Annotated in this window: 14 protein-coding genes; 11 read left to right on the forward strand and 3 right to left on the reverse strand. The window is 60.3% G+C overall.

Features of this window, described 5'->3' with window-relative positions; genetic code table 11:
• The first annotated feature begins 35 nt into the window (after positions 1-35).
• From AC1Q6J_RS16905 to hflX, 5 genes are all read left to right on the forward strand, one after another.
• Entirely contained in the window at positions 36-2,306 is a 2,271-nt protein-coding gene (locus AC1Q6J_RS16905) for a sensor histidine kinase NtrY-like (RefSeq protein ID WP_492280373.1), read from the forward strand.
• A 17-nt stretch (positions 2,307-2,323) separates the two neighbouring features.
• Positions 2,324-3,694, forward strand: coding sequence for a nitrogen assimilation response regulator NtrX (ntrX, locus tag AC1Q6J_RS16910; RefSeq protein WP_492280374.1), 1,371 nt, complete (start codon positions 2,324-2,326; stop codon positions 3,692-3,694).
• A 3-nt stretch (positions 3,695-3,697) separates the two neighbouring features.
• Positions 3,698-4,555, forward strand: a complete 858-nt coding sequence (locus AC1Q6J_RS16915) for a D-amino-acid transaminase (protein ID WP_492280375.1) — start codon at positions 3,698-3,700, stop codon at positions 4,553-4,555.
• A gap of 170 nt (positions 4,556-4,725) precedes the next feature.
• Positions 4,726-4,974, forward strand: coding sequence for an RNA chaperone Hfq (gene hfq / locus AC1Q6J_RS16920; RefSeq protein WP_006020546.1), 249 nt, complete (start codon positions 4,726-4,728; stop codon positions 4,972-4,974).
• A 12-nt stretch (positions 4,975-4,986) separates the two neighbouring features.
• Positions 4,987-6,363, forward strand: coding sequence for a GTPase HflX (gene hflX / locus AC1Q6J_RS16925; protein ID WP_492280376.1), 1,377 nt, complete (start codon positions 4,987-4,989; stop codon positions 6,361-6,363).
• 18 nt (positions 6,364-6,381) lie between these two features.
• Here the strand turns inward: hflX and mazG are convergent, their stop codons facing one another.
• Positions 6,382-7,197, reverse strand: coding sequence for a nucleoside triphosphate pyrophosphohydrolase (mazG, locus tag AC1Q6J_RS16930; protein ID WP_492280377.1), 816 nt, complete (start codon positions 7,195-7,197; stop codon positions 6,382-6,384).
• 94 nt (positions 7,198-7,291) lie between these two features.
• Between mazG and queC the strand changes: the two genes are divergently transcribed.
• Together queC and AC1Q6J_RS16940 are read left to right on the forward strand one after the other, a co-directional pair.
• On the forward strand, positions 7,292-8,020 hold the full coding sequence (gene queC, locus AC1Q6J_RS16935) for a 7-cyano-7-deazaguanine synthase QueC (protein WP_492280378.1): 729 nt from the start codon (positions 7,292-7,294) through the stop codon (positions 8,018-8,020).
• Entirely contained in the window at positions 8,017-8,577 is a 561-nt protein-coding gene (locus AC1Q6J_RS16940) for a VUT family protein (RefSeq protein WP_492280379.1), read from the forward strand. The genes queC and AC1Q6J_RS16940 overlap by 4 nt, the downstream gene beginning before the upstream one ends.
• A 5-nt stretch (positions 8,578-8,582) precedes the next feature.
• Here the strand turns inward: AC1Q6J_RS16940 and AC1Q6J_RS16945 are convergent, their stop codons facing one another.
• Complete coding sequence (locus tag AC1Q6J_RS16945) at positions 8,583-9,416, reverse strand: enoyl-CoA hydratase/isomerase family protein (RefSeq protein ID WP_492280380.1); 834 nt, start codon at positions 9,414-9,416, stop codon at positions 8,583-8,585.
• Between the two features lie 135 nt (positions 9,417-9,551).
• Between AC1Q6J_RS16945 and AC1Q6J_RS16950 the strand changes: the two genes are divergently transcribed.
• On the forward strand, positions 9,552-9,803 hold the full coding sequence (locus AC1Q6J_RS16950) for a DUF1272 domain-containing protein (protein ID WP_492280381.1): 252 nt from the start codon (positions 9,552-9,554) through the stop codon (positions 9,801-9,803).
• Positions 9,804-9,818: 15 nt separating this feature from the next.
• Here the strand turns inward: AC1Q6J_RS16950 and AC1Q6J_RS16955 are convergent, their stop codons facing one another.
• Positions 9,819-10,400, reverse strand: coding sequence for a thermonuclease family protein (locus tag AC1Q6J_RS16955; RefSeq protein WP_492280382.1), 582 nt, complete (start codon positions 10,398-10,400; stop codon positions 9,819-9,821).
• Positions 10,401-10,577: 177 nt separating this feature from the next.
• Here AC1Q6J_RS16955 and AC1Q6J_RS16960 point away from each other — a divergent pair, with 177 nt between their 5' ends.
• The 3 genes from AC1Q6J_RS16960 (at position 10,578) to AC1Q6J_RS16970 (ending at position 13,812) form a co-directional block, all read left to right on the forward strand.
• A complete protein-coding gene (locus AC1Q6J_RS16960; RefSeq protein WP_492280383.1) occupies positions 10,578-12,158 on the forward strand; it encodes an alpha-amylase family glycosyl hydrolase in 1,581 nt (526 codons plus the stop codon).
• Positions 12,159-12,369: 211 nt separating this feature from the next.
• Positions 12,370-12,519 carry an encapsulin gene (locus AC1Q6J_RS16965; RefSeq protein ID WP_492280384.1) on the forward strand — a complete coding sequence of 50 codons (150 nt, stop codon included), beginning with the start codon at positions 12,370-12,372 and terminating at the stop codon, positions 12,517-12,519.
• 15 nt (positions 12,520-12,534) lie between these two features.
• The gene (locus AC1Q6J_RS16970; RefSeq protein ID WP_492280388.1) at positions 12,535-13,812 is read left to right on the forward strand and encodes an NAD(P)/FAD-dependent oxidoreductase; all 1,278 of its coding nucleotides are present in this window, start codon (positions 12,535-12,537) and stop codon (positions 13,810-13,812) included.
• Positions 13,813-13,981: the final 169 nt, after the last annotated feature.

Below are 13,981 nucleotides of genomic sequence, written 5' to 3' on the forward strand. Positions count from 1 at the left end.
TCGAACCGGCAAATCCGGCCTGACACGATCCCCGCATGAGCGCAGCAGAGGCGTCGGCCCAATCCCTCGACCCGTCGGTCGCCGAGCCTTCCGGCCGGCCGTGGCATCGGCTATTGGCGCCGTTCGCCGTCGGCATTTCGCTGCTATCCGCGTTCCTGACCTTCGTGGTGCTGACCGGACTGACGCCGATCGCGCCGGTCCACAACGTCGTTGTCACCTTCCTTCTCATCAATGGCGTGACCATTCTGCTGCTGCTGGCGATCATCGCCCGCGAGGTCTGGCAGGTCGTTCAAGCCCGCCGCCGTGGCCGCGCGGCCGCGCGCCTGCATGTCCAGATCGTCAGCCTGTTTTCAGTAATCGCGGTTTTGCCGGCGGTGCTGGTCTCGATCGTGGCCAACGTCACCATCGATCGCGGCCTCGACCGGCTGTTTTCGGTGCGTACCCGCGCGGTGATCGAGAATTCGCTGATCGTCGCAAATGCGTATGTCTACGAACACGCACAGCTTATTCGCGGCGACATCATCGGCATGTCGAACGACATTGCGCGTGCGCGGCCGCTGTTCGATCAGGACCGGCAGACCTTCCGCAACGTGCTGACGTCGAGCGCGACCTCCCGCAATCTGCCGGGCGCCATGATCATCGACAAGGATCGCAACATCCTTGAAACGGCGGCCACGGGAATCCGGCAGGATTTCCAGACCCCGGCCGGAGATTTTCTGAAGAACGTCACCGAGGATGAACCCCAGATCGGTGTATTCATCGAACAGAACTATGTCGCCGCGGTCATTCGCTTGCGCGCATTCCAGGATACGTTTCTTTACGTCGCGCGCATTCTCGATCCGCGTGTCGTCGCGCAGTTGCAGCAGACGCAGGCGAGCGTGAAGGAGTACGCCGAACTCGAATCGCGTCGTCTGGGAATTCAGGTCGCTTTCGCGTTGATGTTCACCGTGATCGCGCTGACTGTGCTGATGTCATCGGTGCTGATCGGCCTGAATTTCGCCAACTGGCTGGTCGCGCCGATCCGCCGGCTGATGAGTGCGGCCAATCTGGTCTCCACTGGCGATCTCCATGTTCAAGTGCCCGTCATTAAGTCCGAGGGGGACCTCGCCAATCTTGGCGAAACATTCAACAAGATGACGCAGGAGCTGCGCACACAGCGCGACGATCTTGTGAATGCGAGCGGTCTCATCGACAGCCGCCGCCGGTTTATCGAAGCGGTTCTTTCATCCGCGAGCGCCGGCATTATAGGTGTCGATGGCGGTGGCAAGATCGCCGTTCTGAACCGCTCCGCGGAAAAACTGATCGGACATTCGGAATCGGAGGTGATGGGCAAGCCGTTATCCGAGATCGTTCCGGAACTCGATGATCTGATGACGACCGCACGTAGCAGCGCGCAGCGTCTGTTGCAGGGGCAGATCGAGATCAGCCGCGACAATGTAGAGCGCAATCTCTCCGTGCGTGTCAGTTCCGAGCAGACCGGACAATCGAACGAGAGCTACATCATTACGCTCGACGATATCACCGAACTGGTGACTGCGCAGCGGACATCGGCATGGGCGGACGTCGCTCGTCGTATCGCGCACGAGATCAAGAATCCACTGACCCCGATCCAGTTGTCCGCCGAACGCATTCGCCGCAAGTTCGGCAAGGTTATCACGGAAGATCGGCCCATTTTCGATCAATGCACCGACACGATCATCCGTCAGGTCGATGATATTCGCAGGATGGTCGATGAGTTCTCGAAGTTTGCGCGCATGCCGAAACCTGTCATTGAGGGCGAGGATGTCGCAGACACTGTCCGTCAGACAGTCTTCCTGATGCGTGTGGGGTATCCTGACATCGATATCGACGTAGATATCAAGCAGGAGCCGATGCATGCGAAGTTCGACCGGCGGCTGATCTCGCAGGGATTGACCAACATCATCAAGAACGCCACCGAAGCCATCAGCGCGGTCCCTCCCGGAGAGATCGAACGCGGACACATTGATGTCATCGCCGCGCGTGAAAACGACGATATCGTGATCGATATTGTGGATAACGGAATTGGGTTGCCTAAAGAAAGCCGTGCGCGGCTGCTTGAGCCGTATGTGACCACCCGCGAGAAAGGCACCGGCCTTGGTCTCGCGATTGTTGGCCGCGTTCTCGAAGATCACGGCGGACGTATCGAACTGAACGACGCATCCGCTCTTCGCCCTGGTGCGCGGGGAGCGTGGGTGCGGATGCGATTTTCTGTCTTCGGCCTGGTGAAAGAATCCGGCTCCGAGGAACCACACGAAACAAAAACAGAAGCCGTAACCGGCGATTGACAGAGCGGGCGTGATTCATGGCGAATGATATTTTGATCGTCGATGACGAAGCTGATATTCGGGATCTTGTCGCGGGTATTCTCGACGACGAGGGTTTCAAGACGCGTACTGCGCGTGACAGTGATTCCGCGCTGTCGGAAATTTCGAGCCGCCGGCCGAACCTGATCTTTCTCGACATCTGGCTTCAGGGCAGCAAGCTGGATGGTCTGCAATTGCTCGAGCAGATCAAGCTGAACCATCCCGAAGTTCCGGTCGTGATGATCTCGGGCCACGGCAACATCGAGACAGCAGTCGCCGCGATCAAGCGGGGCGCTTACGATTTTATCGAGAAACCCTTCAAGGCGGATCGGCTGATTCTGGTGGCGAACCGTGCGCTGGAAACGTCGCGTCTCAAGCGCGAGGTGCGTGAACTCAAGCAGCATGCGCCATCGTCGGGAACGCTGATCGGCCGCTCGCCTTGCATGAACCAGTTGCGCCAGACCATCGATCGCGCAGCCAAGGCCAACAGCCGCATCATGATCGTGGGACCATCGGGCGGCGGCAAGGAACTTGCCGCGCGCACGCTTCATGCAATGTCCAGCCGTGCCGACGGGCCGTTCGTTGTCATCAACGCCGCGGCGATCACGCCGGAGCGCATGGAAGTCGAACTCTTTGGCGTCGAACTGTCCGACGGCGAGACTGGCCGCAAGCCCGGCGCCCTCGAAGAAGCCCACGGCGGCACGTTGTTTATCGACGAGATAGCAGACATGCCGCGCGAAACCCAGAACAGGATTTTGCGCGTGCTGGTCGATCAGACGTTTCAGCGGGCAGGCGGCACCACCAAGGTTAGCGTCGATGTTCGCATTGTGTCGTCGACGGCGCGTAACCTTGAAGCCGAGATAGCCGAGGGAAAGTTCCGTGAGGATCTTTATCATCGGCTGTCGGTTGTCCCGATCCGCGTCCCTCCCTTGTCGGAGCGGCGGGAGGACATTCCCGAACTCGTCGAGTATTTCATGGATCAGATATCGTCCGCCACCGGCCTGCCGAAGCGGCGGATCGGAGAGGACGCCATGGCGGTACTGCAATCGCACGTCTGGCCGGGCAACGTCCGCCAACTTCGCAACAATGTCGAGCGAGTGATGATTCTGGCAGGCGGCGATGCTGAAGCGGCGATTACCGCCGACATGCTGCCGCAGGATGTCGGCTCGATGATCCCGGCCATGCCCACAGGTAATAACGGCGAGCACATCATGGGCCTGCCGCTGCGCGAGGCCCGCGAGGTGTTCGAGCGCGACTACCTGATCGCGCAGATCAGCCGCTTCTCGGGCAACATTTCGCGCACTGCTGAGTTTGTCGGCATGGAACGTTCGGCCCTTCATCGCAAGCTCAAGGCGCTGGGTGTAGGCTAACATATGTCCCGCATTGCTTATGTGAACGGCCAGTACCGCGACATGCGGGACGCCAGTGTGAACATCGAAGACCGCGGCTATCAGTTCTCTGATGGCGTCTACGAGGTCTGCGAAATCAGGGGCGGCAAGGTTGTCGATATGCCGCGCCACCTGACGCGGTTGCAGCGCTCGCTGCGCGAATTGCGCATCGACATGCCGATGCCGCTGGCCGCGCTTGAAATCGTGATCCACGAAACCGTGCGGCGCAATCGCGTGACTTATGGTATCGTCTACTTGCAGGTGACGCGCGGCGTGGCCCGGCGCGATCACGCGTTTCCAGTCAAGCCCGTCAAACCGGCGATGGTGGTTACGGCGCGCGGTCTCAACTTCCAGAAAAATCAGGACACGGCGGCGAAAGGGATCGGTGTGATCACCGTTCCCGAGAATCGCTGGCCGCGAGTGGATATCAAATCCGTTTCGCTGTTGCCCAACGTGCTGGCGAAGCAGCAGGCGCGCGAGAACGACGCTTACGAAGCATGGTACGTCGATGGCGATGGCTATGTCACTGAAGGGTCATCGAGCAACGCATGGATCGTGACCAGAGACGGCAAGGTGGTGACGCGTTCGGCTGAGAGCGGCATTCTTGCCGGTATCACACGGGCGGTGTTGGCGGAGGCGATGGCGGCGCTCCAGATCAAGTTCGAGGAGCGGCCCTTCACCCCGGCCGAGGCCTACGAGGCGGCTGAAGCCTTCGTCACCGCGTCCAGCCAGATTGTCATGCCGGTGGTTCGGATCGACGGCCGCAGCATCGGGGATGGCAAGCCTGGCTCCATTTCCATGCGTTTGCGGGAAGAATTCCACCGATTTTCAGTATTTTCGTAAGTTTTTCCGCCCTCTGGCCGCCTAGCCGGGTACCGCGGCCTTGCCTAACAACCGGGCGTGCCTTTTAATCGCGTTGCAGCACCCGGAGGGGGATCTCAGGGACGCCGGCAGCCAGACCACGCCCCGAAGAGGGCAGGTCGGGCCCAAAAACAATAATGCGGGATAAGAAAATGGCGGCAGACCGCGCACAAAACCTACAGGACACTTTCCTCAATCACGTTCGCAAAACCAAAACGCCACTGACGATCTTTCTGGTCAATGGAGTGAAGCTGCAGGGTATTGTCACCTGGTTCGACAATTTCTGTCTGCTGCTTCGGCGCGATGGTCACTCGCAGCTTGTCTACAAGCATGCGATCTCGACGATCATGCCGGGCGCTCCAATCCAGTTGTTCGAAGGCGGCGAGGACGCGCCAGCTTGAGATTGAACTAGTTTGGAACCCCGGAACTTCGACGGGGGCGCCGACCGGCCAAAGGCGGCGCGGGGCGATACAGGACGGGTGCTGGTCATCGGTCCTTACAAGCGCGTGCGGCGGGGTGATCCCGACGCGACGGCGGTACCCCATGGAATACGCAATCCTGACGCGCGGCTTGAAGAAGCTGCGGGTTTGGCGCGTGCCATCGATCTCACCGTGGCGCAAGCGATCCTCGCGGCGCTAAGCGAAATCCGTCCAGCCACCTATCTCGGCAAAGGCAAGGTCGAGGAGATAATTGGCCTCATCAAGGCCAACGAGGTCGACCTGGTGGTGATGGATTGCGCGCTCTCGCCGGTCCAGCAACGTAACCTCGAGAAGGAATGGAATGCCAAGGTGCTCGACCGCACCGGACTCATTCTGGAAATTTTCGGCCGCCGCGCCAAGACCCGCGAAGGCACGTTGCAGGTCGAACTCGCACATCTGAATTATCAGCGCAGCCGTCTCGTCCGGTCATGGACCCATCTGGAACGCCAGCGCGGCGGCTTTGGATTCATGGGCGGCCCCGGCGAAACCCAGATCGAAGCCGATCGCCGGCTGATCGGCGATCGCATCTCTCGCATCGAGGCGGAACTTAAGAAAGTGCAGGCGACACGCCGGCTGCACCGCGCAGGGCGGCAGCGGGTGCCGTACCGTGTCGTGGCGCTGGTGGGTTACACGAATGCTGGAAAATCCACGCTATTTAACCGATTGACGCGCGCCGACGTGCAGGCCGCCGACATGCTGTTCGCAACGCTCGACCCGACCTTGCGCGCGCTGACGCTGCCACATGGCGGCAAGGCGATGCTGTCGGATACGGTCGGCTTCATCTCGGATTTGCCGACCATGCTGGTGGCAGCGTTCCGCGCCACGCTTGAGGAAGTCATCGAGGCCGACGTCATCCTGCATGTGCGCGATATTTCGCACGAGGATGCCGAGGCCCAGCAGCATGACGTTGAAGGCGTTCTGCGGCAGCTTGGGATCGATCCGGATAGCGGTAAGCGTATTCTGGAAGTCTGGAACAAGATCGACCGTTTCAATGAAGAAGAGCGAGCAAATCTCGCGAATATCGCTGCGCGCCGGCCACCCGAGCGGCCGTGCTTTCCGGTGTCAGCCCAGACCGGGGAGGGCATCGATGCCCTGCTCGTGGCCATCGAGGACCGTCTGGCCGTGACGCGGGTGACTCTCGATCTCTCCATCGATGCATCTGACGGCGCCGGGATAAGCTGGCTGCACCGGAATGCCGAGGTGCTGGACAAGCGTATGGAGAATGGCCGCTATGTCATGACCGTGCGCGTCGATGAAACCAAGCGCGACATCACCATTGCCAAGTTCGGCGCTGTGCCCAGCGCGCACTAGTGCAGTTTGCCTCGGAAACTACGTCGCGCTCTTCGCTTCATTCCACAGTGCGTCCATCTCGGCCAGCGTCGCAACGTCCAGCGATAACCCGCGTGCGGCAAGGGTGCGTTCGATATAGGCGAAACGACGCTCGAATTTTACGTTGGTTGCGCGTAAGGCCATTTCCGGGTCGGCGCCGGCGTGGCGCGCCAGATTGACGACAGCGAACAGAAGATCGCCGGTTTCTTCGGCAATATGCGACTGATCGCCGCTATCCAGCGCCGCCTCGATTTCGTCCGCTTCCTCGCGGATTTTCGCGAGTACCGCGCGCGGATCGTTCCAGTCGAAACCGACGGTCGAGGCGGTTCGCTGCAAATCCATGGCGCGGGCCAACGCAGGCTGGCTCTTTTTCACACTGTCCAGCAGACCGGGCTTTGCGTCGGGAACTTCACCGCGCAACGCTGCACGTTCTGCTTTTTCCTCGGCCTTGACACTGTGCCACAGGCCTTTCACCTCATCAGGTGTCATACGTCCGGCTTTCTCGCCAAACACATGCGGATGACGCCGGATCATCTTGGTCGCGATGGCGTTCACCACATCGCCGAACGCGAAGGCGCCTTTTTCCTCGGCCATCCGCGCATGAAACACGACCTGAAGCAGCAGGTCGCCGAGTTCCTCCTTCAGGTCATCGAGATCGCCGCGCGCGATCGCCTCGGCAACTTCATAGGCTTCCTCGATGGTATAGGGCGCGATAGTCGCGAACGTCTGCTCCAGGTCCCATGGACACCCGGTTTTCGGCGTGCGCAGCGCCGCCATGATGTCGAGAAGTTTGGATACGTCCGAGGAGGAGGGCATGGCGCACCGTGGGCTGAACAGGTTCTGCCCTCTATGCCGCAACGCCGGTCTGGAGACAATTGGCGGGGCGATGTCCGGATGCTAAGTGCAATCCATGACAGAATTGAGCCAAAACAACGCAGCGTTGGTACTTTTCTCGGGCGGGCAGGATTCCGCGACTTGCCTCGCGTGGGCACTGGCCCGTTTTGGGCGCATCGAGACGGTTGGGTTTTCCTATGGCCAGCGCCATGCCGTGGAGCTTGAAAGCCGGGCGAAACTGATCGACGGCATGATCGCTTTGCGGCCCGAGTGGGCGGCCAGGCTCGGCGAAAACCACACGCTGGATATTCCAACCCTCGGCGAGATATCCGAAACCGCGCTGACGCGCGACACGGCGATCGAGATGGGCGAGGGCGGCCTGCCCAATACGTTCGTGCCGGGCCGCAATCTGGTGTTCCTCACCTTTGCCGCTGCGCTGGCCTATCGGCGGGGCATTACGCATATCGTGGGCGGCATGTGCGAGACGGATTTCTCCGGCTATCCCGATTGCCGCGACGAGACTATCAAGGCACTCAATGTTGCACTCAATCTCGGAATGGCACGGCCGTTCGAGTTGCACACACCGCTGATGTGGCGCGACAAGGCCGACACGTGGGCGCTGGCAGAAGAACTTGGCGGCAAGGGACTGGTCGACCTGATCATTGAACACTCCCACACCTGTTACCTGGGTGAGCGCGGCGCGCGGCACGACTGGGGCTATGGTTGCGGCGAATGCCCCGCGTGCAGCCTGCGCGCCAAGGGCTGGACGGCATATGCCGAGAAAGCCAAGACCGAAACACGATGACACTCACGCAGCGACTTCGCACGGAAGGCTTTGTATTTCTTGCGGCCTACATCGCCTGTATTCCGGTCGCGAACTGGCTGATCCAGCATGTCGGCACGATATGCCCGCCGGACAGTCCATGTCTCATTCCGGTTGCGCCCGGCGGCCTGATGGCGCCGAGCGGTGTGCTGATGGCGGGTCTCGCGCTGGTGCTGCGTGACCTCGTACAGCGGCGGCTCGGTGTCACCTACGGACTGGCGGCGATCGGAGCAGGGACCATACTTTCTGCGGCATTGGCCCCTGCGCCGCTGGTCGTCGCGTCGGCGGTTGCGTTTCTGCTGTCGGAATTGGCTGACTTCGCGGTCTACACGCCATTGCAAAAACGCGGGCTTGTGCTTGCGGTAGCAGCGAGCAGCTTTGTGGGATTGGTGGCGGACTCCCTGCTGTTCCTCTGGCTCGCGTTTGGCAGCCTCGAGTTTCTTGCGGGCCAGATCGTCGGCAAAGTCCTGATGGTGTTGTTGACACTGCCGGCTATCCGCTGGCTGCGCAACAGGGACGAGCGACTGGGCATAAGATAGCAGCCTCAGCGTCCCTTGAAGTCGGCCGGCCGCTTTTCGAGGAACGACGCCAGCCCCTCACGAAAATCCTGCGTTCGCATCAAAGGCAGCAGTTGCAGGAAGACGTGGTGAACATGGTCATTGAAATTTTCCGAGAGGCCGACGCGCATCATGCGCTTGGCTGACTGGACTGCGAGCGGCGCATTGGCAGCGATTTCGGCGGCGAGTGCGCGGGCACGCGGCATCAACTCGGCGTCCGGGACGACGTGATTGGTCAGACCCATCTCAAGGCTTTCCTGGGCCGAAAGCGTGCGGCCCGTGAAGATGATTTCGGCGGCTTTTGCCCAGCCGAGCATGCGTGGCAGAAACCAGGTCCCGCCCGACTCCGGCACAATGCCGCGCTTGACGAACGCAGCAGCGAACTTCGCGCTTTCGGCCATGATGCGGATGTCACACCCCAGTGCCGTATCCATGCCATAGCCTGCCGCTGCGCCGTTGAGCGCGCAGATCGTCGGCTTTTCCATATTGAAGAGGATCGTCGGCGGCGCGGTCTTGAGATCCAGCGTTGTCCGCGCGCCTTCGGCGTCATTCTGTGAACCGATCCCGGTGCCGCTGGATGCACTGGCCACATCAAGCCCGGCGCAAAAGGCGCGTCCGGTCGCGGTGAGGATGACGACACGCACGGACGGATCGTTATCTGCCTTCAGCAGCAGTTGCCCGAGCTGCTCCAGCATCGGGCGTGAGATCGTGTTCAGCCGCTCCGGGCGATTGAGCGCGATGATGGCGATATTGTCGTCGACCGCATAGAGCACCTCCGACTCGGCGGCACGAGATTCCTGAACGCTTCGCGCCTTTGACATTGGGGTTTCCTCAGTTTTTCTGGGCGCAGGAAAGATCAAAAGCCTTCCGGACGCAAGCATGGGACGCTGCTGGGCTGCCTTGCGCGCGCTCTGGCAGCCGCATAGGCTCGACAAGCCGCACACGGGAGAAGCGCAATGATGAAACTCAAGCCGAACTGCGAATGCTGCGACAAGGATCTGCCGCCGGAGAGCCGCGATGCCGTGATCTGCACGTTCGAGTGTACGTTCTGTGCAACCTGCGCCGACACCGTGTTCAAGGGCGCATGTCCGAATTGTGGGGGCAATTTCGTGCCGCGCCCGATCAGGCCGGCGGCGATGTTGCGGAAATACCCGGCCTCGACCGAGCGGCACCTGCGGGAGCAGCCATGCATGGCGAAAGCGAGCTGAGGCGCGTGATCTCAATTACTCCTTGCGACGATCGTCCGTGCGCGGATGCTGGTGCCGCCATTCGCGCGGCGGCATGAATGTTCCCGCCCAAAGTCCGCGTTTGGCGGATTTCGCGTCGTTCTGCTGCGCGCCATACACGTTCGCGAATCCCGATGTCACGGCCCAGCCTTGCTGGATCATCCAGGCATTGATGTCGGTGCCATCGGGAAGGGTGCAGGTCGCCAGCGTGCGCCCAAACTTGTCGATCGATTTCGGCTGACAGGTCAGATCACGACCACGGACACGGCTTCGCAGTTGCGCCGAAGCCTGCCGTCCGCAGGGCCAGTCGCGACCTTGTGCGTCAGAGCAGGTCTGGTCGAGTTCAGGGGCATCAATGTCGATGAGGCGAATCCGCGTGCCGGAGATTGTCAGCGTGTCACCGTCGGCCACGAACGCATTGCCAGAGACCGGCGTATCCGGCGTCCGCATCCAGCGCTCGACGGCATAAACACCGAGCGAGCCAATCAGCACGATCACCATGACGGTCCAGCGGCGGGTGTCCGGGCTGAATCGCGCCGGCCCGCGTGGTTGTTGCCGCTGTGACATCCGGAAGCTCATGCCCAAGATCCGCGCTGCTATGTGAGAGTTTTATGTCACGCGATCGCACAATACGATTCATCAACTGAATTATCGGCTTGGAACGAACCGGGTTCAAGCGGATGCTGCCCACGACTTCCCTCTGCGATTATGTGCAGATTATTGATCAGCTTAAACATTGGCCATTCGGCGGGACTCATGCATGAGAACTTTCCTTGGTGGAGGTCGGGCATCCTCTATCAGATCTACCCGCGCTCGTTTCAGGACTCAGACGGTGACGGCGTGGGCGACCTCCGCGGCGTTATCGAGCGGCTGCCCTATTTGTGCGAACTTGGCGTCAATGCGCTGTGGCTGTCGCCGATCTTCCCATCGCCAATGGAGGATTTTGGCTACGATATCTCGAACTATACAGGGATAGATCCGCTGTTCGGCACACTGGCTGATTTCGATACCTTGGTGGCCGCCGCCCATAACCTTGGATTGAAGGTCATTCTCGATCTTGTGCCCAACCACACATCCGACCAGCATCCATGGTTCACCGAAAGCCGTAGTTCGAGGAATAGCGCCAAGCGCGACTGGTACATCTGGCACGATCCCAAGGGCGAGGGCGATCCTCCGACCAACTGGCTGTCCGAATTTGGCGGCAGCGCCTGGGAGTTCGATGCGTACACTGGGCAATATTACTATCACGCGTTCCTGCGCAGCCAGCCCGACCTGAACTGGCGCAATCCCGATGTTAGCCACGCAATGCATGACGTGATGCGATTCTGGCTGCGGCGTGGTGTCGATGGTTTCCGCGTCGATGTGATGTGGCATCTGATCAAGGACGATCTGATGCGCGACGATCCACCGAGCCCTGACTACGTGCAAGGGCAGCAGCCTTATCAGCAACTCATTCCGTTGTATTCGACCGACAGACCGGAAGTTCACGACATCGTTGCCGGACTGCGGCAGGTGATTGACGAGTTTGACGATCGCGTCCTGATCGGTGAAATCTATCTGCCCCCGGACAAGCTCGTGGCCTATTACGGACGCGATCTGGCCGGCGCCCATCTGCCGTTCAACTTTGCGCTGATTTCGACGCCGTGGAATGCGCGTGCCATCGCAAAGCTCATCGACGACTATGAAGCCGCGCTGCCGCCGGGGGCGTGGCCAAACTGGGTGCTTGGCAATCACGACCGCCAACGCATCGCAAGCCGTGTCGGCAACGATCGGGCACGCGCCGCAGCCATGCTGCTGCTGACGCTCCGAGGGACGCCCACCCTGTATTACGGTGACGAGATCGGTATGCCGCAGGTTGAGATCGCGCCAGGTCAGGTGAGGGATCCTTGGGAGAAAAATGTTCCCGGTCTTGGCCGTGACGGCTGCCGCACCCCGATGCAATGGAATTCGACGCCGTATGCCGGCTTCAGCACTGTCGCGCCTTGGTTGCCGCTGAATCGGAATTTTGGCGTTGCGAACGTCGCCACTGGGCGTCAGGACGCCGGGTCCATGCTCAACCTGTACAGGGCGTTGATCGCGCTGCGCCGCGCGCGGCCTGAGCTTGCGATCGGCACCTGCAAGATCGTGAGCGCTGACGGAGATGTTCTGGTGTTTGAGCGCGAGCATCAATGCCAGAGGTCGATCGTTGTGTTGAATTTTGGGGCAGCGTCCATCTGGCTGATGGCGCAGGGACGTATTCTGCTGTCGACATTCATGGATCGGCAGGCCGAGCAGATTGATGAGCGATTGAATCTGCGCGGCGCTGAGGGGATCGTTCTGGAGCCACCGGGTCAGTAGCTTGGCTAAGTTAGCCTCCTTTGCGCATGTGGCATCGTAACAGCTCCACCAAGACGCCATGCGAGTTGGTATGTGAGTGCGGGGTGTTGTAGCATTATTTTTTGTGCCGGCATCGAACGCGAAAGAGGCGCGGGCGCCCGAGGTGCCCAGCCAAACACGTGCCCCAGCAATGGTTCACTCGGTATTGGATATTTGAAGAAGGAGGCAGGACATGAATAATCTTCGTCGGCACCCCGCTCAGATTTCAGAGGACGCATGGGAGCAAATCGAACAGGAAGCGCCCCGCGTCCCCAAGCGTCATCTGGGTTGCACTTGTGGTTCCAAAAAAATGACCTGCATCGATCATTTGACGGGGATTTGATGCGTGGCCGACCATATGGCTATTGATCCTTCCGTGCCCCATATCGTGATCGTCGGAGCAGGCTTCGGCGGACTTGAAGCCGCACGCGGTCTTGCCGACCTGCCAGTGCGCATCACGATCGTCGATCAGCGCAATCATCACCTGTTCCAGCCGCTGCTCTACCAGGTCGCGACTGCCTCGCTCGCAACCTCGGAGATCGCGTGGCCCGTCCGCCATCTCGTTCGCAGCCACAAGAACGTCACGACGTTGTTGGGGAGCGTCATTGGCGTGAACACCCAGGAGAAGAAAGTTTTGTTGGACGGTGAGGCGCCGATCTCTTTCGATACCCTGATTTTGGCGACCGGGGCCCGTCATGCGTATTTTGGTCACGATGAATGGGAGCCATATGCCCCCGGGCTGAAAACGCTCGAAGATGCCACCAAGATTCGGCGGAGGATATTGTCTGCGTTCGAACAGGCGGAATGGGAGACGAACGCGGTCGAGCGCGCCAAATTCCTCACCTTCGTGGTCGTTGGCGCGGGGCCGACTGGCGTGGAACTCGCAGGTACAATCGCTGAACTCGCACGGGACACGTTAAGAGGCGAATTCCGCAATTTCGATACGCGCAGTGCCCGTGTCGTCCTCATTGAGGCCGGTCATCGCATTCTCTCCAGTTTCAGCGAAGATCTGTCAGATTATGCCCAGCGCGCGCTGACGCATCTCGGTGTCGAGGTCAAACTGGGACACGCTGTTTCCAAATGCGGAGACGATGGGGTCCAACTTGACGGTGAATTTCTCCCGGCGAAGACCATTCTCTGGGCGGCTGGAGTCGCGGCCTCGCCTGCGGCAGAGTGGCTGCATGTGCCGGCGGATCGAGCAGGGCGGGTTCTTGTGGAGCCCGACCTGACAGTCCCGGGATATTCAAACATCTTCGTGATCGGTGATGCCGCCCACGTCGAAGGAGCGGATGGAAGGCTGGTCCCCGGTATTGCGCCGGCCGCGAAGCAGGAGGGGCGCTACTTAGTCGATGTCATCAAGGCGCGCCTGCAGGGCAAAAACGTGCCACAGCCGTTTGTGTACAAGAGCGCTGGAAACCTCGCGACAATCGGAAAGCGCGCTGCCATCGTCGACTTTGGCTGGATCAAGCTTAGGGGGCGCATAGCGTGGTGGACGTGGGGTATTGCTCACATTTTCTTTCTGATTGGACTGCGCAACCGCCTTGCCGTCGCTCTGAACTGGTTGTGGATCTATCTTGGTGGGCAACGCAGTGCGCGTCTCATCACGCAAGGCAAGATAACGAAAAGCGGGATCTAGGACGCTCTTGATGCGGAGAGCCAGGGCGGGCCCTGGATTACGTGATGATGAGTCGCCGGATCACATCGACGCTTGGCCAGCCCCATACCCACTGTTGCAACAAAGTTGAGATGTCTCGATCTCAGCAAAGTTAAAATGTCACGGGGCGGCCTGTCAGGGGACGGAAGAC

The organism is Afipia sp. MLSD5-FHT05B12 (assembly GCF_058793355.1).

What these genes read in the sequence shown, in the direction of transcription:
- AC1Q6J_RS16905 (WP_492280373.1), top strand. Translation starts at nt 36, where the DNA reads ATGAGCGCAGCAGAGGCGTCGGCCCAATCCCTCGACCCGTCGGTCGCC.
- AC1Q6J_RS16915 (WP_492280375.1), top strand. Translation starts at nt 3,698, where the DNA reads ATGTCCCGCATTGCTTATGTGAACGGCCAGTACCGCGACATGCGGGAC.
- AC1Q6J_RS16950 (WP_492280381.1), top strand. Translation starts at nt 9,552, where the DNA reads ATGATGAAACTCAAGCCGAACTGCGAATGCTGCGACAAGGATCTGCCG.
- ntrX (WP_492280374.1), top strand. Translation starts at nt 2,324, where the DNA reads ATGGCGAATGATATTTTGATCGTCGATGACGAAGCTGATATTCGGGAT.
- mazG (WP_492280377.1), bottom strand. Translation starts at nt 7,197, where the DNA reads ATGCCCTCCTCCTCGGACGTATCCAAACTTCTCGACATCATGGCGGCG.
- AC1Q6J_RS16945 (WP_492280380.1), bottom strand. Translation starts at nt 9,416, where the DNA reads ATGTCAAAGGCGCGAAGCGTTCAGGAATCTCGTGCCGCCGAGTCGGAG.
- AC1Q6J_RS16965 (WP_492280384.1), top strand. Translation starts at nt 12,370, where the DNA reads ATGAATAATCTTCGTCGGCACCCCGCTCAGATTTCAGAGGACGCATGG.
- AC1Q6J_RS16960 (WP_492280383.1), top strand. Translation starts at nt 10,578, where the DNA reads ATGCATGAGAACTTTCCTTGGTGGAGGTCGGGCATCCTCTATCAGATC.
- AC1Q6J_RS16940 (WP_492280379.1), top strand. Translation starts at nt 8,017, where the DNA reads ATGACACTCACGCAGCGACTTCGCACGGAAGGCTTTGTATTTCTTGCG.
- hfq (WP_006020546.1), top strand. Translation starts at nt 4,726, where the DNA reads ATGGCGGCAGACCGCGCACAAAACCTACAGGACACTTTCCTCAATCAC.
- AC1Q6J_RS16955 (WP_492280382.1), bottom strand. Translation starts at nt 10,400, where the DNA reads ATGAGCTTCCGGATGTCACAGCGGCAACAACCACGCGGGCCGGCGCGA.
- AC1Q6J_RS16970 (WP_492280388.1), top strand. Translation starts at nt 12,535, where the DNA reads ATGGCTATTGATCCTTCCGTGCCCCATATCGTGATCGTCGGAGCAGGC.
- queC (WP_492280378.1), top strand. Translation starts at nt 7,292, where the DNA reads ATGACAGAATTGAGCCAAAACAACGCAGCGTTGGTACTTTTCTCGGGC.